The following is a 20517-nucleotide window of genomic DNA, read 5'->3' on the forward strand; positions in this document are numbered from 1 at the left end:
GATTTCTTTGGTAAACAATCAAGCCTGTCTTCTCTCGTTTATGGTAGCAAATAGCGGTAGTTTTTGCTGAAAGCAGAGAGTGAACAGATGGATGTAGGTTAAGGGTTTGTAACGGGGATTGTTGAAAAAGTTATCGACTCTGAGGGGTAAAACAAGAGCAAGATCTCTTTTTAAGGTTTTTAGCAAAAAAAGCCCTCGATTCCCTTGAAAAAGTCGCTATTGTCCCCATTTCTGTTGTGCTAAGTGATGATTTGATCGTTTTTGTATCACTTAGTTGGACGAATTTAGAGCATTCATCATCATGCAGAGGTGAACGGCTCGACAGAGATTAAACAGATCGCTAGAATGTCGCGTCTAAAATTTCTGTCCTGAGGCTAATCGGAGATACCTTTCTTGTTTCTGAAAACAAGCTTTATTGCGTTTTAATCGACGTGTGAAGAACGAAGATATCGCTGATTAGTCTGGTGTTTGGTTGAATAATCAATTCAGACATCAATGCTCGATTTTAAATTAGGTGTTCGGATAGAGCACTACACAAGGATGCAGCCAACAACGTCTGCTTTTGAATTAAAGCTAAGTTACGGCTCATATGCTCAGATTACTGAGCCAGTTTTGAGGTTTATATAATGCAAGTTACTGTTGAAACGCTAGAAGGCCTAGAGCGCCGTCTTAATATTACTGTTCCTGCTGCTAACATCGAAGATGCAGTTACAGCTGAACTACGCAACATCGCGAAAAACCGTCGTTTCGATGGTTTCCGTAAAGGCAAAGTGCCAATGAAGATGGTTGCTAAAATGTACGGCAAAGCAGTACGTCAAGACGTGATGGGCGAAGTAATGCAACGTCACTTCATCGAAGCGATCGTTAAAGAGAAAATCAACCCAGCTGGCGCACCTACTTTCGCACCAGTTGAAAACAACGAAGGCGCTGACCTAGTATTCAACGCAACTTTTGAAGTTTACCCAGAAGTTGAGCTGAAAGGTCTAGAAAACATCACTGTTGAGAAACCAGCAGTAGAAGTTAAAGAAGCTGACGTTGAAGAGATGATCGAAACTCTACGTAAGCAACAAGCAACTTGGACTGAAGTTGAAGCTGCTGCTGACGCTGGTTCTCGTGCAACTATCGACTTCGTTGGTTCTATCGACGGTGAAGAGTTTGAAGGCGGCAAAGCTGAGAACTTCCCACTAGAGATGGGCGCTGGTCGCATGATCCCTGGCTTCGAAGACGGTATCGTTGGTAAAACAGCAGGTATGGAATTCGAAATCGACGTAAACTTCCCAGAAGATTACCACGCTGAAAACCTAAAAGGTAAAGCAGCTAAGTTCTCTATCAAGCTGAACAAAGTTGAAGCTCGTGAACTTCCAGAACTAAACGAAGAATTCGTTGCTAAGTTCGGCGCAACTGACGGCGTTGAAGGTCTTAAAGCTGAAGTTCGTAAGAACATGGAGCGTGAGCTTAAGCAAGCTGTTAAGAACCGCATCAAAGAGCAAGCTATCGACGGTCTAGTTAACGAAAACAACATCGACGTACCTTCTGCTCTAATCGATCAAGAGATCGGTGTTCTACGTCAACAAGCTGCTCAACGTTTCGGTGGCAACACTGAAGCTGCTGACCAACTTCCACGTGAGCTGTTCGAAGAGCAAGCTAAACGTCGCGTAGTTGTAGGTCTTCTACTTGGTGAAGTAATCAAGACTGAAGAGCTAAAAGCTGACGACGAGAAAGTTAAAGCTATCATCGAAGAGATGGCTACAGCATACGAAGATCCAACAGAAGTTATTGCTTACTACGAGCAAAACGAGCAAATGATGAACAACATGCGCAACGTTGCTCTAGAAGAGCAAGCTATTGATGCAATCATCGCTAAAGCTCAAGTTTCTGATAAAGAAGTTAGCTTCAACGAGCTAATGAATCAGCAACCTGCTTAATATAGTAATATCTGACGTAGAAGGTTGACGTACGGTCAACAATTCTGCTAACAATGGTCCGTATGATTTAATCATTCGGGCCATTTATTTTAGGGACATAAGAATATGAGCTACCAAGAAAAAAATACAATGCCATCGATTATGGACGCACTAGTTCCTATGGTGGTTGAACAGACTTCCCGTGGTGAACGTTCTTACGATATTTATTCTCGTCTATTAAAAGAACGTATCATTTTCTTAACAGGTCAAGTGGAAGACCACATGGCAAATCTTGTCGTGGCTCAACTGCTTTTCTTGGAATCAGAAAACCCAGACAAAGATATCTATCTTTACATCAACTCACCTGGCGGTAGCGTAACAGCAGGCATGTCTATCTACGACACAATGCAGTTCATCAAGCCAAACGTGAGCACAGTATGTATGGGTCAAGCTTGCTCTATGGGTGCATTCTTACTAGCGGGTGGTACTCCTGGTAAGCGTCACGTGCTTCCAAACTCACGTGTAATGATTCACCAGCCACTTGGCGGCTTCCAAGGCCAAGCGTCTGATATTCAAATTCACGCGCAAGAGATCCTAACGATCAAACAAAAGCTAAACAAACTATTGGCAGAGCACACTGGTCAGCCTCTAGAAGTTGTTGAGCGCGATACAGATCGTGATAACTTCATGTCTGCTGATCAAGCAGTAGAATACGGCTTGGTGGATTCAGTTCTTAATCACCGCGGTCAATAATTGCAGGGCAATTGTTTAACGCAAAGTGATTCAAATTGATATACACTCAAGCATAGAGAGTTAAGGCTAAGAGGTTAGCGAATGACAGATAAAAGCAAAGAGGGTGGTAGCGGTAAACTGCTTTACTGCTCTTTCTGTGGCAAAAGCCAACACGAAGTTCGCAAGTTAATCGCAGGTCCTTCTGTTTACATTTGTGATGAATGTGTCGATCTTTGTAACGACATTATTCGTGAAGAAATTAAAGATGTTCTTCCTAAGAAAGAATCGGAATCGCTGCCAACGCCGCGTGAGATTCGTGAGCATCTTGACGACTATGTAATCGGTCAAGAATACGCGAAGAAAGTGCTAGCAGTTGCAGTTTATAACCACTACAAGCGTTTACGTAATGGTGATACGACAGCTGAAGGCGTAGAGCTAGGTAAGAGTAACATTCTTCTTATCGGTCCTACTGGTAGTGGTAAAACACTACTGGCTGAAACATTGGCTCGTTTCCTAGACGTTCCTTTCACAATGGCAGACGCAACAACACTAACCGAAGCGGGTTACGTGGGCGAAGATGTTGAAAACATCATCCAGAAGTTGCTTCAGAAATGTGATTACGACGTAGCGAAAGCGGAACGCGGCATTGTTTACATCGATGAAATCGACAAGATTTCTCGTAAAGCTGAAAACCCATCAATCACGCGTGACGTGTCTGGTGAAGGTGTACAGCAAGCTCTACTAAAACTTGTTGAAGGTACAGTAGCTTCAGTTCCACCTCAAGGTGGTCGTAAGCATCCACAGCAAGAGTTCTTGCAAGTGGACACGTCTAAGATCTTATTTATCTGTGGTGGTGCGTTTGCAGGCCTAGATAAAGTGATTGAACAGCGTGTAGAAACAGGTTCAGGTATCGGCTTTGGCGCAGAAGTGCGTTCAAAAGATGAAACCAAAACTATCGGTGAATTGTTCACTCAAGTAGAACCTGAAGATCTAGTGAAATATGGTCTGATTCCAGAATTCATTGGTCGTCTACCTGTGACAACAACACTGACAGAGCTTGATGAAGAAGCGCTAATCCAAATCCTATGTGAGCCAAAGAATGCACTTACAAAACAGTACGCAGCATTATTTGAGCTTGAGGATACAGAGTTAGAATTCCGTGAAGATGCTTTACGTGCCATTGCTAAGAAAGCAATGAACCGTAAAACAGGTGCTCGTGGTCTACGTTCTATCTTGGAGGGTGTTCTACTAGAAACTATGTACGAACTGCCATCTTCAACTGATGTAAGCAAGGTTGTGATTGATGAGTCGGTAATTAATGGTGAGTCAGAACCACTATTAATTTACAGCAACTCAGATAACCAAGCAGCTGTTGCAGAGTAGGTCTTTTTTAGACAAGTCACTCAAATTGAAAAAGGAGGTAAGCAATTACCTCCTTTTTTTTATTCTTCCATTGAATCCAGTCGTTTAAGCCCCATATACTGCTTTATAAGTTAAAGCGGAAGAGAGAAATATATGAACTTGGAACGTTCCGAGCGTATCGAAATCCCCGTGCTACCTCTACGTGATGTAGTGGTTTACCCACACATGGTTATTCCATTGTTTGTTGGTCGTGAAAAATCGATTACTTGCCTTGAATCGGCAATGGAAGCTAACAAACAAGTACTACTTGTAGCGCAGAAAGAAGCGGACACTGATGAGCCTTCAATTGACGACCTATTTAAAGTAGGTACTGTCGCTACCATTCTTCAGTTACTAAAGCTCCCTGATGGTACTGTTAAAGTGCTTGTCGAAGGTCAGCAGCGTGCAAAAATTCACCAATTCAAAGAAAGTGAGTTTTTCTTAGCGGACGCAGAATACGTTGTAACCTCAGAACTTGACGAAAAAGAACAAGAAGTGGTTGTTCGCAGCGCGATCAATCAATTCGAAGGCTTTATTAAGCTGAACAAAAAGATTCCACCAGAAGTTCTAACATCTCTGAACGGTATTGATGAGGCAGCTCGCCTTGCTGATACGATTGCTGCACACATGCCACTTAAACTGGTAGACAAGCAGCACGTTCTAGAAATCTTAGATGTGACTGAACGTCTGGAATTCTTGATGGGCCAAATGGAGTCAGAAATTGACATCTTGCAAGTTGAAAAACGCATTCGTGGCCGCGTTAAGAAGCAAATGGAAAAATCTCAGCGTGAGTACTACCTGAATGAGCAAATGAAAGCGATTCAGAAAGAACTTGGCGAGATGGACGACGCTCCTGATGAATTCGAGACTCTGAAGAAGAAGATCGAAGACTCTAAGATGCCTCAAGAAGCTCGTGAAAAAACCGAGCAAGAACTGCAAAAACTGAAAATGATGTCGCCAATGTCTGCTGAAGCAACAGTAGTACGTAGCTACATTGATTGGATGGTGGGCGTTCCTTGGGCTAAGCGTTCAAAAGTGAAAAAGAATCTAGCGAAAGCGGAAGAGATCTTAAACGAAGACCACTACGGCTTAGAGCGTGTTAAAGAACGTATTCTTGAATACTTGGCAGTACAAAACCGTATCAACAAGCTAAAAGGCCCAATCCTTTGTCTTGTTGGTCCTCCTGGTGTAGGTAAAACCTCGCTAGGTCGTTCGATTGCTGCGGCAACGGGTCGTAAGTACACGCGTATGGCACTTGGTGGCGTTCGTGATGAAGCTGAGATTCGTGGTCACCGTCGTACGTACATCGGTTCACTTCCGGGTAAACTGATCCAGAAGATGTCTAAAGTTGGTGTTAAGAACCCACTGTTCCTATTAGATGAGATCGATAAGATGTCTTCTGATATGCGTGGCGACCCATCTTCAGCACTTCTAGAAGTTCTAGATCCAGAACAAAACAACGCATTTAACGATCACTACCTAGAAGTAGATTACGATCTGTCAGATGTTATGTTCGTGGCAACATCGAACTCGATGGACATTCCTGGGCCTCTACTGGACCGTATGGAAGTGATTCGTCTATCTGGTTACACAGAAGATGAGAAGCTGAACATTGCTAAGAGCCATTTACTGGACAAGCAAGTTCAACGCAACGGTCTTAAGCCTCATGAAATTGAGATTGAAGACTCTGCAATCATCGGCATCATTCGTTACTACACGCGTGAAGCGGGTGTACGTAGCCTAGAGCGTGAAATCTCAAAGATCTGTCGTAAAGCAGTGAAGAACATCTTGCTAGACAGCGATCTTAAGTCTGTAACGGTTAACATTGATAACCTGAAAGAGTACTTAGGTGTTCAACGCCACGACTTCGGTAAAGCGGATGAAAGCAACCGTATCGGTCAAGTAACAGGCCTAGCGTGGACTCAAGTGGGTGGTGATCTACTGACTATCGAGACCGAAGCAATGCCGGGCAAAGGTAAGCTAACGCAAACTGGCTCACTTGGCGACGTGATGAAAGAGTCGATTCAAGCGGCAATGACAGTGGTTCGTTCTCGTGCTGAAAAACTGGGTATCAACTCAGATTTCTACGAAAAACGTGACATTCACGTTCACGTACCAGAAGGTGCTACACCGAAAGATGGCCCGAGTGCGGGTATCGCAATGTGTACTGCACTTGTCTCTAGCTTGACGGGTAACCCGGTTAAAGCAGAGGTCGGTATGACAGGTGAAATTACCCTTCGTGGTGAAGTTTTACCTATCGGTGGCTTGAAAGAAAAACTGCTTGCTGCACACCGTGGCGGCATCAAAACTGTACTGATCCCTAAAGACAATGAGCGTGATTTGGAAGAGATTCCAGACAACGTAATCGCTGACTTGAAGGTGATCCCGGTTCAGTGGATTGATGAAGTACTCAAAGTCGCGCTAGAACGAGATCCGTCAGGGGTCGAGTTTGACGTGAAAAAATAGTGATGCATAGCAAAAATAAGTAAAGAATTACGCTGATAGGCCCGAAAAGGCTTGTCAGCGTTTTTTTTGGACGCTAAGTTATTGATCAAAGCGGCAGCCCTTTTGCAATAAGGCTTGCGGCTAAATTAAAACCAAAATGGAACGTACAGTCATCAGAAGTAGTCACAGATGACACATAGGGGAAAAACAGTGAATAAAACACAACTAGTAGAATCAATCGCAGAAAACGCAGACATCTCTAAAGCTTCAGCTGGCCGCGCTCTAGACGCATTCATCGAAGCAGTTGGCACAACGCTACAATCTGGTGACCAAGTTGCACTTGTTGGCTTTGGTACTTTCAGTGTTCGTACTCGTGCTGCTCGTACAGGTCGTAACCCAAAAACTGGTGAAGAGATCCAAATCGCAGAAGCTAAAGTACCTGGCTTCAAAGCGGGTAAAGCACTTAAAGACGCATGTAACTAATTTTCACTGCTGAAACCTCCATTTAAGAGGGGAAGGCAGTAAAATGCGTTTACTGTTTGAAAAATGATGTTTCATTCTTAAACAGTATGTGTACAAAGCACATTGAACTTATTTAAATTATGCGCATCCTACTGATGCGCATTTCTTTTTCTGATAATATCGCGTGAATAGATTTTTATTTTGAAGCCAATGCTTCATATCCGGAGAGCACTTAAATTATGATGGATCGATTACGCGAAGGCGTGAATAGCATCGCGGTAAAAATTATCCTTGGGTTGATTATCCTGTCATTCGTATTCGCAGGTGTAGGCAGCTACATCACCGGTGGCGGTAACAACGCAGCAGCTAAAGTTGGCAACACAGAAATTGCTCGTGGTGAGTTCGAACAGGCTTACCAAAACGAACGTAATCGTATGCAGTCTCAACTTGGCGATTACTTCGCGCAAATGCTTGCAGACCCTGCTTACGTAGAGTCTTTCCGTAAATCAGTACTTGATCGCATGATCAATGACGTACTGCTTGAGCAGCAAGCTGAGTCTCTAGGCCTACGAATCAGTGATTCTCAAATCCGCACCATGATTCTAGAAATGCCTCAGTTCCAAACGGCGGGTCAATTCGACCAAGAAGTTTACCAATCGGCACTACGTCGTGCAGGTTTCAGCGCAGAGAGCTTCGCTGAATACATGCGTCGTGACCTAATGCGCAACCAGCTTGTGACTGCACTTCAAGGCAGTGAATTCGTTCTTCAGGGCGAAATCGATACTCAGAGCAAGCTTATCGCACAAACTCGTGACATTCGCACAGTGACACTGTCTGTTGCTGACCTTGCAAAAGACATCGAGTTAACTGACGAGCAAATCGAACAGTACTACCAAGAGAACCCAGCAGCTTACACTCGTCCAGAGCAAGCTAAGGTATCTTACATTGAGCTTTCTGCTGAAGCGCTTAAGTCTCAGCTTGAAGTAAGCGATGAAGAAGCACAGAAATACTACCAAGAGCACCTAGACAAGTACTCAACGGAAGAGCAACGTAAAGTTAGCCACATCCTAGTTCAAGGCGATGACGAAGCGAAAGCTCAGGCAATCCTAGACGAGCTAAATGCAGGCGCTGATTTTGCTACGCTAGCGGAAGAGAAATCTGACGACTTCGGTAGTGCAGATGTTGGTGGTGATTTAGGTTGGATTGAACGCGACGTTATGGACCCAGCATTCGAAGATGCGGCTTTCGCTCTTGAGAATATTGGTGATACGACTGGCCTAGTTAAATCTGATTTCGGCTACCACATCATCAAGCTAGACGAACTAAAAGCGTCTCAAGCTCAGCCTTACACTGAAGTAGCGGCAGAGATTAAGACAGAGCTTCTAGACCAACACGCAGTTGATCAGTTCTACGAGCAACAAACTGAGCTAGAAAAAGTAGCGTTTGAATTCCCAGATTCTCTAGATGATTCTGCAGAAGCTATCAACGCGAAGATCACAACGACAGATTTCATCTCTCAAGTTGACGCTCCAGAAGTTCTGATGACGCCTGCAGTTATGCAAGCTATCTTGAGCCCTGAAGTGAAAGAAGACGGTCTAAACTCGGAAGTTATCGAAGTTGCACCTGAGCACGTAATTGTTGTTCGTGTAGAAGAGACTCGTGATGAGACAGTTCTTCCTCTAGCTGAAGTGAAAGATCAAGTTGTCGCTGCACTGTCTGCTGTACAAGCAGAGCAGCAAGCGGTTGAGCTAGGTGTTTCTCTAGTGAACGAACTTGAGCAAGGCAATGAAGCAGTACTAGCGGACAACAACCTTGAGTTCACTGAACTTGAAACGATTGACCGTAACTCGCCATTAGCGGCATCTGTATTCGCTCTAGCGAAACCAGAAGCAGGTCAAGCTGTGTTCGGTCAATCTAAAGACCAAGACGGTAATATCGTTGTTGTTGAGCTTTCTAAAGTAACGGCTGAGATCAACCCAGCCTACAGCACTCAAATTGGTGCACAGTTGGAGCGAGTTGGTAACCAGCAAGACCTGACTAACGTATTAAACGTACTTCGTAAAAACGCAGACGTTGAATACTACGTAGTGGGTCAAGGTCAGTAAGCGTTTGATTACCTCAGTAGCAAGCTCAAGTTAGAGCTTACTACTGAAATCAACACGTGATTGTTAGGCTTTAATTCAGATTTGTGAGCCAACAAACAAGCTGATGAAAATAAGATGTATAACGAAGCGGGTCACTTAGGTGATCCGCTTTATTTTTATCTGGTGATTGTGTTATCTAGCGCGGCAAATGCATAAGTTACGTTTTTTGAACAAAGGAACTATTTATGCGCACGATATATTCAACACTAATTCTTTCATTTCTGATGCTCTTAAGCCCTGCCGTGTTTGCAGACAGCCCAACCAAGGCTGAGCTTTACGAAGGCATTGAGATTACGGTCAACATCAATACCGCGACGGCAGAAGAACTTTCAGCACTATTGGTTGGCGTGGGTGACAAGAAAGCCAAAGAAATCGTCGATTACAGAGATCAGAACGGGGCATTTACTACTGCTGATGATTTGGTGAGTGTCAAAGGGATAGGTGAAGCGACGGTTGAAAAGAACCGCGAAAGAATTCAACTTTGACCCGTTTTTCTACTTGTTAGAAATGAAGCGATAGATATGAAGCCTCCGGCCAATGCACCTGCTAGGTGGGCTTCAATCGCGATACGAGCATTAATCAGTTCACCAGTCGTGCTAGAAGGGCCAATAAGCTGCTCCCAAGCGATTTTAGCGACTAATCCGAATACTAACAGCCAACTAGACTTCCTGCCGTTTAAAGCCTCTCTGAGCGCGAATAAGCCAAACAACCCATGCAAAGTGCCCGATAGGCCAACGTAGATCTGAATACTTGAAAACAACAGAGCGACGCCAGTCACTAAACTGATCACAAGCAAAGCAACAACAAGCTGTTTTTTACTCGGTTGAAACAGGTAGCTGATGATCCACAAGCCTGCTAGATTCATCAGAAGATGCGAGTAGTTGGTATGTGAAAAGTTTCCTGTTAGGATTCGCCACCATTGCCCATCGGCAATCGCATTGCTATCCCAAACGACCCAAGCTTGTATTGGCTCAAATTGGAATAAGACGCATAAAAGTGAAATGAAAATTAAAACAGGGTACACATTAAATCCATGTCTCGTTATTGCCCCCAATGCAGCAAGGCTTTGAAAGCTTGTATTTGTCAGTGGGTTACACCACTCGAATCGAATGTTGAGCTTATCATTCTTCAGCACCCATCAGAAGAGCATCGTCCGATGGGAACAGCGCGTATTCTCTCGTTATCTCTTAATAACAGCGTGACGTTTGTTGGCGAAGACTTTTCAGACAACGAACAACTCAACGCATTGTTGTGCGATGAACAGTATCAACATGTGATTTTATACCCAAGCGAAAACTCTGTTTCAGTTGAGTCGGCGACATCTCCCAATAAGAAGCTGCGTGTGATTTTATTGGATGGCACGTGGAAGAAAGCATTCAAGATGTGGCAAGTATCGAGTAACTTGCATGCGTTGAACACGGTTCATTTACCTAAAGATCTCAAGGGTAATTACCGAATTCGCAAAGCACCCAGTGAAAATAGCCTTTCAACCGTTGAAGCTGGCTATCATTTACTTAGCTTGTTAGAGCGTGATGGCGACTTTAGCCCTTTGCTAACGGCATTTGACCAAATGATTCAGTTTCAAATCAATCAAATGCCGCCGGGCGTGTTTGAGAAAAACTACTTAGATTAAGCCGTTTTAGTAAAGTGAGTCAGGAATTAAAACTCGGTATGAGCTGAGAACAGTTGCTGATGCATTTTCTGCGCAAGATCATCAGTCATCGATGAAATGTAATCGGCTATCACGCGCATTTTTCGAGACTCATCTTGATGTTGTAGCCATTGCTTCTTGATGGGCAGTGGCAGCAAGCGTTCAGGATCTGCGCTGAATGCTTCAAACATATCCATGATGATCTGTTGACCTTTGTATTCGATGACCTGAACCTGTGGCACTTGAATAACGAACTCGCTGACAAAGTGTTTCAGCTTATCGAGTGTGCCGTCCATGCTCGGCTCGAGCACCGCATTGTAAGCCAACAGTACATTCTCAAAGTTAGCCTCCACTCGCTTAATCGAGATACTGGTCAACAGTGCGTTGACTATCCCACCAATCGCATCCTTTCGACGATACTGTTCACCAGAGAAAAGCATCTCTGTAATTGAATCTAGGTGTTCACAAATCCATGGGTCGGCCATCTCTTTCAGTTGAGGGTAAGCCGATTCGACCCACTGAGCTTTGGTCACAGAGCCAAGCACAATCGCATCTTCTAAATCGTGCACGCCATACGCGATGTCGTCAGCAAGTTCCATGATCGAACAATCCAGTGACTTATATTTGGTCTTGTTGTGCTCAAGTGGCTCGGTATGCGTTTTTCTTTTCTGTTTTAGGAGCTGTTGGTCGCTGCTTGAAAGCGGTTCAAGCACCCAGTTAAACAACTCTTCATCATGATCGTAGATGCCTTTTGCTGGCATCCAATCTTTAGCTCGGAGTTGTCGTTGATGCTTAACGGGTTCAGACTGCAATTTAGCTTGAACCTCACTCAGCAGAGAAGGGTACTTAATTAGACCTAACAAAGTGCGTCGAGATAGGTTCATCCCGTGATGTTCAGTGTAAGGTTCTAGCTGTGTGACTATGCGAAACGTTTGAGCGTTGCCCTCAAAGCCGCCGTGGTCGCGCATCATGTAGTTGAGTGCGACTTCGCCGCCATGTCCATAGGGTGGGTGACCGATGTCGTGAGCCAAACACAGTGAATCAATCAAACTGTCTGAGGGTAATAGGTCTCGAAATTCGGGCTGCTTTTTCTTCAGTTGAGCGACGATACCGGTGCCAAGCTGAGCGGCCTCAAGAGAGTGGGTAAGGCGCGTTCGGTGAAAGTCGTTGACCGTGGTGCCATGGATCTGGGTTTTCGCTTGTAAGCGACGGAAAGCAGCAGAGTGAAGCACGCGCGCACGGTCACGCTGATACGGGCTGCGGTGGTCATCCCGTCTTATTTTATGTTCATCGTCATTTCGATGCTGCCATTCTTGTTCGAGTACAAAGGGTGGTTCGAGTTGAGAATTCAAAATAGCACCTATCAAATTGATTTTATTTAGCTAATTAAAAACAACTTATACCCAGCTAGCTTATCTCGTCTAGTGATAATTCAAAGCTCGGTGCGAATGTGGTGAGAAAGTAGTCCATTTCTGGGCTTTTGCGTTGTTCGAGTGTCTCTTCCAATCGGCGCTTGGCTTGCTCGTATTCATGATTGCCCGCACTGAGCTCTTCCAAGCATTTCAGGTACGCACAGATAGTATCTGCCTGCTTGACGATGCTTTGCTCTTCTTTACTCGCAGTACCAGATATTAAGAAGGGGGCGAAGTCGTCTCTGAACTCTTCTGGCAACATCGAAAGCAGTCTTTGTTCTGCCGCGGCTTCTATCTTCTTATACTCTTGTGCAATATCCGGGTTGTAGTATTTAACTGGCGTTGGCAAATCACCCGTCAGTACCTCACTGGTGTCGTGGTACATGCCAAGCAGAGCAATGTGCTCGGGGTTAAGCTGACCATCAAACTTCTTGTTTTTGATCAGTGCCAAGGCGTGTGCCACGAAAGCAACCTGTAGGCTATGTTCTGAAATGTTCTCGCTTGATACCGAACGCATCAGGGGCCAGCGTTGAATTAGCTTCATGCGTGCGAGATGGGCAAAGAAATGGCTCTGTTTCATAAATGTCCTTATAGTACCAATCGTAGTAAATAACTGGTCATCCTAGCTTGTTAAAAAACTCGATAACTATGTTAGAATTTTTGATTGTAGAATAACTACTTATCGAAGCTGCTTGTCGAAAATAGCTGCCTTGTTCTCAAGCTTTTTCCCTACGCTATTTCTGAACACTTACTTACTGTGATTGGTATAAACAATACTCCACTCGTATCTTGTGTTTGCACAGGGATACGAGACAGCGGATACAAAAAAGGCTCCCAAACAGGAGCCCTTTAAGCATAGAAGTGATTGATTACAAGTTAAAGTCTTTTAAAACAGCAAATTGTAGTCATCTTTCTTTGTGTTAATTAACCTTCGATGAGGTCGTCTTGGCTGTAAGTCTGTAAGAAGCGCTCTAAACGACCAATTGCGATTTCTAGATCTTCGATGTGCGGCAGAGTCACGATACGGAAGTGATCCGGTTTCGGCCAATTGAAGCCCGTACCTTGAACCAATAGCACCTTCTCTTGCTTAAGGAAGTCGAGTACAAACTTCTGATCGTCTTTGATGTTGTACATGTTGGTGTCGATTTTAGGGAACAGGTACATTGCACCTTTCGGTTTCACACAAGAAACGCCAGGGATCTTGTTGATCAGTTCCCATGCACGGTCACGCTGTTCAAGCAGTCGACCGCCTGGAAGAATCAGCTCATTGATACTCTGATAGCCACCTAGTGCGGTTTGGATAGCGTGTTGCATCGGAACGTTGGCACACAAACGCATTGAGGCCAGCATTTCTAGCCCTTCTACATAGCCTTTCGCTAGGTGTTTAGGGCCTGTTAAGAACATCCAACCACCACGGAAACCACATACACGGTAAGCTTTAGATAGGCCGTTGAACGTGACCATTAATACGTCTTCAGCAAGCGTTGCCACTGAAGTGTGTACCGCACCGTCGTAAAGTACTTTGTCGTAGATTTCATCGGCGAAGATGATCAAACCGTGCTCACGAGCAATCTCAACCACTTGTAATAGGAAATCACGGCTGTATACCGCGCCTGTTGGGTTGTTCGGGTTGATAAGAACGATGCCGCGCGTCTTTGGTGAGATCTTCGCGCGCATGTCGTCTAAATCTGGATACCAATCAGCATCTTCATCACACATGTAGTGAACCGGTGTACCACCAGAAAGCGCAACAGACGCTGTCCATAGTGGGTAATCCGGAGCGGGAACTAAGATTTCATCACCATTATCCAGTAGCGCTTGCATAGACATAACGATAAGCTCTGATGCGCCGTTACCAATGTAAACGTCTTCTACATCAAGGTTACGTAGGCCTTTTTTCTGGTAGTGCTGAACAACCGCTTTGCGGGCTGAATAGATGCCTTTTGAGTCGCAGTAACCTTGAGATGTCGGTAGGTTACGGATTACGTCAACAAGGATTTCATCAGGGGCGTCAAAACCAAATGGGGCGGGGTTACCAATATTAAGCTTCAGTATTTTATGCCCTTCTTCTTCCATGCGCTTAGCATGTTTGAGTACAGGCCCCCTGATTTCGTAGCATACGCTGTTGAGTTTTGACGACATCCCGATATTTTGCATTGCCGATTTCCTGAAATTAATTTAAATACTTTATTAAAGTACCGCAAAATGGCGTTTGATAGAATAAAAATCTGATGAATGTCGCATTTCAGTATCACGTTTAGCCTTTTTGTTGTCACTCTTTTCTAAATTTTAATTAATCGCTTTCTTGGTTATTGGCTAAGATGAATAAAGGGGCGGGATCGCTTAAAATCACAGGAATGTTGAAAAGATATAGTACATTCTTGATCTAAGTGGGTACTGCCCATAAAGTATCAAACTAATATAATAATAATTTAGATGTGAACGAGGTCGATTTGTCACATTTCCAGCAAACTATCTCCGCTTTGATTGAGCGAGTACAAAATGCCCAAGCAAGCGAAGTTCGTTGTGTTGAAGTTCTAACGCAAAAACCATCGTTTGCATTTATAGAATGGCTTCATGCTCAACCGCTCTTTCCTAAGTTCTACTGGCAGTCACGCGACACTCGTGAAGAGGTTGTTGCGCTCGGACAGTTACATACGTTTTCAGATCCTGCACCCGCGTACGCTATTCTTGGTGAAGACCAACGAATCTGGGGTGGACGCTCGTTTGATGGGCACACCGCAAAGAACCGTCGCTGCATGGAGTCGTTTTTCTTCCTTCCTCAGGTTGAATTGATCCGCTTTGACAATACTTGGTCGCTGGCGGTTAATTTGTCCCCTGATCGCGTTTCTTCTATTAATGCTTTGAATAAGCTTTCTGTAGAAGCCGCGATATTGGCGCCTTTGTCTGCCCATATTGAACAGATCAATCACGTTCCAGAAAGAGAGCAGTGGGGCAACCTTGTCGATAAAGTGCTGCAAGGCATTAGCGATGAAGAGTACAAAAAAGTCGTTTTAGCACGTAAAACCACACTGCAACTCGATGCGCCTATCTGCGCAGCTCAATTACTTAAAGCCAGCTATCTGCAAAATCACCACAGTTTCCACTTTATGTTGGTGCTGGATTCTAAACACAGTTTCATTGGCTCGACACCAGAGCGCTTATATAGCCGACATGGTATGGAGCTTGATACCGAGGCGCTTGCTGGAACCATTGGTCGCGGAGAGAACGCTACTGAGGATATGGAACTGGCCAACTGGCTTTCTCAAGACAGCAAAAACCTCAATGAGAACCAGTATGTGGTCGACGACATCATTGAGCGTCTCACTCCTCATTCTCAAACGGTCCATGTTGAAAAGGATGCGCGTCTAGTGCGCTTGCGTAAGGTGCAGCATTTGAAGCGCAATATCCATGCTCAGCTCAACAATGGCGTTAATGGTGTGCAGTTGCTTGCTGCCTTACAGCCAACTGCTGCGGTGGCGGGTTTACCTCGTAAAGAGGCGATGGATTTCATTCTTGAACACGAACCGTTTGCACGAGGTTGGTATGCAGGCTCTGTAGGCTATATCAGTCATCAGCGAGCGGAATTCTGCGTGGCGATTCGAAGCGCCTTGATTGTAAACGATCAAGTACAACTGTTTGCTGGCGCGGGGATCGTGCCGGGATCGGTTGCCGAACATGAATGGCAAGAGCTGAACAAGAAGATGTCTACTCTGCTTAGCTTAATTTCAGATCACCCTCCATTGGGTGTCGCGTCATGAATCACGACCAAGCCGTATTAAATAGAGTTTGGTGTCACACGTTACTTGAAGAGCTTGCACGCAATGGCGTTGAACATGTTTGTGTTGCTCCGGGCTCTCGCTCAACGCCGCTAACTCTCGAAGCTGAAGCCAACTCCAAGTTAACCTTACACACGCACTTTGATGAGCGTGGTCTTGGGTTTTTAGCTTTAGGCTTAGCAAAGGCTAGCAACAAACCGGTTGCGGTGATTGTGACATCAGGAACCGCTGTGGCGAATTTGCTTCCTGCGACGGCTGAATCTGGGCTGACCCGAGAGAAGCTGATCTTGCTAACCTCTGATAGGCCCATCGACTTGGTCGACTGTGGTGCCAATCAAGCGATTAAGCAGCATGGTATCTTTTCTTCCCATGTAGAAAGTGCTTTAAACCTGCCAAGCCCAACCACACAGATTTCATTGAATTGGCTTCTAACATCGGTTGATAGCGCGCTTGCGAAACAGCGCAGCGTCGGTGGGGCTATTCATATCAACTGTCCGTTCCCAGAACCGCTTTATTCCGCTAATAGCGCCGAGATGTATGCGGATTATACAAAGAGCGTGGCAGCTTGGAGAGCTTCAACCTGCCTTTACTCGAACACTTATTTGCCCAGTCATTTAATCGCTCAGCCTGTCTCAGCAAGTGATTATGTCGCTCGTAAAGGCGCAGTGATTATTGGTTCTATCGAGAATGAAGCCGCAATTAAAGCCAAGCAGTTTGCGACAGCTTTGGGCTGGCCAGTATTCTGTGACCCTCAATCGGGTGTCAGTAGTGACTGGAAACACTATGATTTATGGATGCAAAGTGACGCAGCCAAAGCACAGCTTAGTCAGTGTGATTTTATTATCCAGTTTGGTGAGCGCATCGTATCTAAGCGTCTTAACCAATGGGTAAAAGAACAAGCTGCCACATTTTGTTCATCGCAGTACATCGTTGTTTCACCAGATGCACATCGTATTAATCAAGATCATCTGCCTCAAACTCATATTGTCGCTGATATCGAACATTGGTTATCAGAGCAACATCTACCAACGCTGTTGGGAGAACATGCTGGCTGGGCGGCATCTTTGGCGGAAGTCGCGAATACGGTTCAGCAGTTAGCGTTGGCGCAAATCTCTAATAACGACCAACTGACAGAGTTGAGCGTTGCCGTTGACTTGTCGTCTAGACTTAAGGGCAGAGAGTTGTTTGTGGGAAACAGCTTGATGGTAAGGCTGGTGGATATGCTGTCATCAATCTCTGCGAATCGGGTTTACAGCAATCGTGGTGCATCGGGCATTGATGGCTTGGTGGCGACGGCTGCGGGTGTAGTGAAAGCCAACCAGAACCCCTTATTGATGTTGATTGGCGATACTTCTTTGCTTTACGATCTCAACTCACTGGCTCTGCTGACTCATAATTTAACGCCGATGGTTATTGTTGTGACCAACAATGATGGTGGTGCGATCTTTGATTTATTGCCGGTGCCAGATCAGCAGAAACAGTCACTTTATCAAATGCCTCATGGTTTCAGTTTTGAACACGCTGCTGCGCAATTCCAGTTGGGATACGCTGCGCCAGAAACCTTGAATTGCTATCAAACCATTATCGAACAACATTTCGAACAGGGTCAGGGTACCTTGCTCGTGGAAGTTAAGACGCCTCCCGAACAAGCGTCTACTTTGCTGAAACAATTCAGTTCAATGCTCACCGAGGCATTAGCCTAAGGACTTTACATGCTTTACTCCGATTATTACCCAGCTGTACAAGATTCTTCTGACAAACCTTTGCTTGTTTTCTTACATGGTTTACTCGGAAGCGGGGATGATTGGAGTGCATGTCATCCATTCCTCGAGGATTTTCCTCTCCTTTGCATAGATTTACCCGGACACGGACAAAGTCGCTTTATCGATCCGGTAGGGTTTGATCATTGCTGTACCAAGATAGTTCAGTGCATCACATCTCAGCTGGCTCTCAACGATCTTCCTGTCGATTATCCTATCGTGGTGATTGGGTATTCTATGGGGGGAAGGCTTGCCATGTATGGGGTAACAAGCCCTTGCTTCGAAACTCTTAACTTAGAGAAAGTCATCATTGAAGGTGGCAACTTTGGCTTGGAATGTGATGAAGAAAGAGCACAAAGGTTAGTACACGATACGCAATGGGCTGTTCGCTTTGCACAGCAGTCGATTGAAGATGTTTTAGACGATTGGTATCAACAAAGCGTCTTTTCTTCACTAAATCATGAGCAAAGACAAACTTTGGTCATAAAGCGTAGTGGTAACCTTGGAGTATCCGTAGCAAATATGTTGTTATCTACTTCGTTAGCTAAGCAACCGGATTTACGTGCCACATTGAAATCTCATGAGCATTTATTGCATTATGTATGTGGAGAAAAAGATCGTAAATTCATGGAGCTAGCTGAGAATAGTGGCTTTGAATATAGTCAGGTGGATTACGCGGGTCATAATGTTCATTTTGAGCAACCAGAGATGTTTTCAAATCTGATCATCCAATGTATCGCCAGTCGTTGATGAACTGACTGAGCGAACCTCTCGTATCAAGCGCTATAGAAAGCAGAGCAACACCGTCGCGACTCTACGCTAGTCGCGCTCTCTAATAGAACAATGGGAATCATCATGGCTAAAACAGTAGGCATCACAGAAGAAGAACTTTACGCAGCCGTTAACTGGCGCGATGAAAGCAGTCAATATGAAGATATTCAATACCACAAGTCTGATGACGGTATTGCGAAAATCACGATTGCTCGCCCTCAAGTGCACAATGCGTTCCGTCCACAAACCGTAAAAGAGATGATCAATGCACTGGCTGATGCTCGTTATGACGAGAAAGTTGGCGTAATCATTTTGACTGGTCTTGGTGAGAAGGCGTTCTGTTCTGGTGGTGACCAAAGTATCCGTGGTGACTACGGCGGTTACCAAGATGACTCAGGTACGCACCACTTGAATGTACTTGATTTCCAACGTCAAATTCGTACTTGTCCAAAACCAGTTATCGCAGCGGTATCGGGTTGGGCAGTCGGTGGCGGTCATGTACTTCACATGATGGCAGACCTTACTATTGCAGCTGAAAACGCGCAGTTCGGTCAGACGGGTCCTAAAGTGGGTTCTTTCGATGGCGGTTGGGGTGCTTCTTACATGGCTCGTATCGTTGGTCAAAAGAAAGCACGTGAAATCTGGTTCTTGTGCCGCTTCTACGATGCACAAGAAGCACTGGACATGGGCCTTGTAAACACCGTTGTTCCTGTTGCTGACCTAGAAAAAGAGACAGTTCGTTGGTGTCGTGAAGTGCTTCAACACAGCCCAATGGCACTGCGTTGCTTGAAAGCGGCACTGAACGCTGACTGTGATGGTCAAGCAGGCTTACAAGAGTTGGCTGGTAACGCAACCATGATGTTCTACATGACAGAGGAAGGCCAAGAAGGCCGCAACGCATTCAACGAGAAACGTCGACCGGACTTCGACAAGTTCCCGCGTAATCCATAGTCTTTCTCCTCTTCAAAATGAGTCGCTAATAGCGGCTCGTTTTGTTTTGATGTTCCCCGTTTTTTAGGAAACTTTATGAACTCAGTGAATTCTCAGCGTCACGCTAAACTTTACCGTTATCAATTACCTATGGATAGTGGTGTGGTTCTTCGTGACAATAAGTTGAACGAACGTGTTGGCTATATCATCCAACTTGAGTGTGATGGTAAAACTGGTTTTGGCGAAGTTGCGCCTTTGCCCGGTTTTAGCCAAGAAGATGCCGAACAAGCTGGCATTCAGCTTCAACACGAATTAGAGCTTTGGAGCCACAATAAGCCTCAAACGCCTTTCGACGAGCTGTATCCTTCTGTCGCGTTTGGCTTTTCAATGGCGATGATGGAATTGCGAGGCGATCTTAACGCTCAAGGTAACTACCAAGCGGCGCCTTTGTGTACAGGCGATCCAGATGAACTGATTCCTGTATTGAATGAGATGGTAGGCGAGAAGGTCGCGAAAGTGAAAGTCGGCCTCTACGAAGCGATTCGCGATGGCATGTTGGTTAGCTTATTCCTTGAGTCGATCCCTGATTTGACTCTAAGACTTGATGCCAACCGTGCGTGGAAGCCAGAGAAAGCGAAGCAATTCATTAAATACATTTCGCCGTCAATGCGCCAGCGTATAAGCTTTATCGAAGAGCCTTGCCAAAAGCCAGAAGACAGTTTGGCCTTTGCCATTGACCATGGTGTGGCGATTGCGTGGGACGAGACACTGCAAGAAGCGGTGCGCAGTCCAGAGTTTGATCTTAGCGACCTTACTGGTGTTAAAGCAGTCGTGATCAAGCCAACTCTTATTGGTTCTGTCGAGCGTTGCGTGGCAATCATTGAGCGAGCACAGAAGCTTGGAATGAAACCTGTATTGAGCTCAAGCATTGAGTCGAGCCTAGGTCTGACTCAGATTGCTCGTTTGGCGCAGCAATATCTACCAAACGAAGTGCCGGGGCTGGATACGATTGGCTTGTTCAAGCTGCAGCTAGAAGTTTCTTGGCCGGGCTGTCAGTTGCCTGTCTCTACGCTTGAACAGCAACAATTGATTTGGTCTTCTTAGGCCGATCTATTTGAATGGCTAT

General features: G+C 45.1%; 17 protein-coding genes and 1 pseudogene. 14 read left to right on the forward strand and 4 right to left on the reverse strand.

The genetic code is table 11. The features are described from left to right. Positions 1-149: 149 nt before the first annotated feature. From AB6D93_RS10635 to AB6D93_RS10670, 8 genes and pseudogenes are all read left to right on the forward strand, one after another. Positions 150-332, forward strand: a pseudogene (locus tag AB6D93_RS10635) (hypothetical protein); the annotation flags it as partial. 294 nt (positions 333-626) lie between these two features. Next, positions 627-1925 carry a trigger factor gene (gene tig / locus AB6D93_RS10640; RefSeq protein ID WP_017065881.1) on the forward strand — a complete coding sequence of 433 codons (1299 nt, stop codon included), beginning with the start codon at positions 627-629 and terminating at the stop codon, positions 1923-1925. A gap of 105 nt (positions 1926-2030) precedes the next feature. Next, the gene (gene clpP, locus AB6D93_RS10645; RefSeq protein ID WP_004736080.1) at positions 2031-2657 is read left to right on the forward strand and encodes an ATP-dependent Clp endopeptidase proteolytic subunit ClpP; all 627 of its coding nucleotides are present in this window, start codon (positions 2031-2033) and stop codon (positions 2655-2657) included. A gap of 81 nt (positions 2658-2738) precedes the next feature. Beyond that, a complete protein-coding gene (gene clpX / locus AB6D93_RS10650; RefSeq protein WP_009847283.1) occupies positions 2739-4019 on the forward strand; it encodes an ATP-dependent protease ATP-binding subunit ClpX in 1281 nt (426 codons plus the stop codon). Positions 4020-4151: 132 nt separating this feature from the next. Further along, positions 4152-6503 carry an endopeptidase La gene (gene lon / locus AB6D93_RS10655; RefSeq protein ID WP_017060619.1) on the forward strand — a complete coding sequence of 784 codons (2352 nt, stop codon included), beginning with the start codon at positions 4152-4154 and terminating at the stop codon, positions 6501-6503. Between the two features lie 168 nt (positions 6504-6671). After that, complete coding sequence (locus AB6D93_RS10660) at positions 6672-6965, forward strand: HU family DNA-binding protein (protein WP_012604504.1); 294 nt, start codon at positions 6672-6674, stop codon at positions 6963-6965. A gap of 218 nt (positions 6966-7183) precedes the next feature. Beyond that, complete coding sequence (gene ppiD / locus AB6D93_RS10665) at positions 7184-9049, forward strand: peptidylprolyl isomerase (protein WP_017060618.1); 1866 nt, start codon at positions 7184-7186, stop codon at positions 9047-9049. Between the two features lie 224 nt (positions 9050-9273). Beyond that, positions 9274-9573 (forward strand): helix-hairpin-helix domain-containing protein, encoded by a 300-nt coding sequence (locus tag AB6D93_RS10670; protein WP_017060617.1) that lies wholly within the window; start codon positions 9274-9276, stop codon positions 9571-9573. Here AB6D93_RS10670 and rrtA read toward each other — a convergent pair. Then, positions 9564-10112 carry a rhombosortase gene (gene rrtA, locus AB6D93_RS10675; protein ID WP_017060616.1) on the reverse strand — a complete coding sequence of 183 codons (549 nt, stop codon included), beginning with the start codon at positions 10110-10112 and terminating at the stop codon, positions 9564-9566. The two genes, AB6D93_RS10670 and rrtA, sit on opposite strands and share 10 nt — an antisense overlap. Positions 10113-10121: 9 nt before the next feature. Here rrtA and AB6D93_RS10680 point away from each other — a divergent pair, with 9 nt between their 5' ends. Further along, on the forward strand, positions 10122-10721 hold the full coding sequence (locus AB6D93_RS10680) for a tRNA-uridine aminocarboxypropyltransferase (protein WP_017060615.1): 600 nt from the start codon (positions 10122-10124) through the stop codon (positions 10719-10721). A gap of 26 nt (positions 10722-10747) precedes the next feature. Here the strand turns inward: AB6D93_RS10680 and AB6D93_RS10685 are convergent, their stop codons facing one another. The 3 genes from AB6D93_RS10685 to AB6D93_RS10695 form a co-directional block, all read right to left on the reverse strand. Continuing rightward, complete coding sequence (locus AB6D93_RS10685) at positions 10748-12091, reverse strand: anti-phage deoxyguanosine triphosphatase (RefSeq protein ID WP_017060614.1); 1344 nt, start codon at positions 12089-12091, stop codon at positions 10748-10750. A 55-nt stretch (positions 12092-12146) separates the two neighbouring features. Next, positions 12147-12731: a 5'-deoxynucleotidase gene (gene yfbR, locus AB6D93_RS10690; protein WP_017060613.1), complete on the reverse strand. Its 585-nt coding sequence runs from the start codon at positions 12729-12731 to the stop codon at positions 12147-12149. 344 nt (positions 12732-13075) lie between these two features. Further along, positions 13076-14308 carry a pyridoxal phosphate-dependent aminotransferase gene (locus AB6D93_RS10695; protein WP_017060166.1) on the reverse strand — a complete coding sequence of 411 codons (1233 nt, stop codon included), beginning with the start codon at positions 14306-14308 and terminating at the stop codon, positions 13076-13078. A 296-nt stretch (positions 14309-14604) separates the two neighbouring features. On the opposite strand from AB6D93_RS10695, the gene AB6D93_RS10700 reads away from it, so the two are divergent. The 5 genes from AB6D93_RS10700 (at position 14605) to menC (ending at position 20495) form a co-directional block, all read left to right on the forward strand. Continuing rightward, a complete protein-coding gene (locus AB6D93_RS10700; protein ID WP_017060167.1) occupies positions 14605-15912 on the forward strand; it encodes an isochorismate synthase MenF in 1308 nt (435 codons plus the stop codon). Beyond that, on the forward strand, positions 15909-17633 hold the full coding sequence (gene menD / locus AB6D93_RS10705) for a 2-succinyl-5-enolpyruvyl-6-hydroxy-3-cyclohexene-1-carboxylic-acid synthase (protein WP_102332813.1): 1725 nt from the start codon (positions 15909-15911) through the stop codon (positions 17631-17633). The genes AB6D93_RS10700 and menD overlap by 4 nt, the downstream gene beginning before the upstream one ends. A 9-nt stretch (positions 17634-17642) precedes the next feature. Beyond that, the gene (gene menH / locus AB6D93_RS10710) at positions 17643-18440 is read left to right on the forward strand and encodes a 2-succinyl-6-hydroxy-2,4-cyclohexadiene-1-carboxylate synthase (protein ID WP_102332812.1); all 798 of its coding nucleotides are present in this window, start codon (positions 17643-17645) and stop codon (positions 18438-18440) included. A gap of 105 nt (positions 18441-18545) precedes the next feature. After that, a complete protein-coding gene (gene menB, locus AB6D93_RS10715; RefSeq protein WP_017064079.1) occupies positions 18546-19412 on the forward strand; it encodes a 1,4-dihydroxy-2-naphthoyl-CoA synthase in 867 nt (288 codons plus the stop codon). A gap of 75 nt (positions 19413-19487) precedes the next feature. Continuing rightward, complete coding sequence (menC, locus tag AB6D93_RS10720; protein WP_102332811.1) at positions 19488-20495, forward strand: o-succinylbenzoate synthase; 1008 nt, start codon at positions 19488-19490, stop codon at positions 20493-20495. Positions 20496-20517 lie beyond the last annotated feature (22 nt).

It is taken from the genome of Vibrio sp. 10N.247.310.23, from assembly GCF_041467155.1.
GTDB classification, from domain to species: Bacteria; Pseudomonadota; Gammaproteobacteria; order Enterobacterales; family Vibrionaceae; genus Vibrio; species Vibrio crassostreae_C.